Consider the following 620-nt stretch of genomic DNA (forward strand, 5'->3'; position numbering starts at 1 on the left):
GGCCTCCGGCGCGGTGCCCACGACCATGAGTGACTGGCTGTTGGACGACGTTAATGAAGTTCAGATGAACCCAGGTTGCGACGGGGTACCGCCCCGGATGCCCGCAGGCGCCCCGGGGCGGCTACGCCCTAATGCTTGACCGGCTTGATCGTGACCTTGCGGATGGGTGCCGGCAACGTGATGGTCTTACGCTGGCCGGGTTTGATCGTGATGCCTCGCGAAATCATCGCGATCACCCCTTGGGAGGGAAGGGATCGTTGCCCGGCGCGACGGTGTCGGATGCACGGATCCGGCTGTCCCGACCATGGGTGACGAGCTCGCCTCCGCCGTTGTTGCCAAGGATCTTGCGAGCCGCGGCTTGTGCCTCCGCCTGGGTCCTGGTGTGTGCGCTGGCACGCTGGGCGCCGGGCGCCTTGACGTTCCAGCCTCCATTGGGGTCTGGCACGACATGCCGTCGGTTGGAAGTGGCCATGGGTGGCTCACTTTCTGTGCGAGACCAACCGGCTGATCGACGCGTTCTTTTGCGTCGATCAGGGACGAGGAGTTACGTTGGGTTAGAACCTCCTACAGTTCACCCGATAGCTCCGTACCGATCCGGCCCCCGGATGGTCGGGGCTTTC

The 620-nt window shown here is 64.4% G+C and carries 1 protein-coding gene; it reads right to left on the reverse strand.

Features of this window, described 5'->3' with window-relative positions; translation table 11 throughout:
* Positions 1–232: 232 nt before the first annotated feature.
* Positions 233–445, reverse strand: a complete 213-nt coding sequence (locus tag R1101_RS29950; protein ID WP_232284837.1) for a DUF2188 domain-containing protein — start codon at positions 443–445, stop codon at positions 233–235.
* Between the last annotated feature and the right edge of the window lie 175 nt (positions 446–620).

The organism is Rhodococcus sp. R1101, from assembly GCF_000278445.1.
GTDB lineage: Bacteria > Actinomycetota > Actinomycetes > Mycobacteriales > Mycobacteriaceae > Rhodococcus > Rhodococcus gordoniae.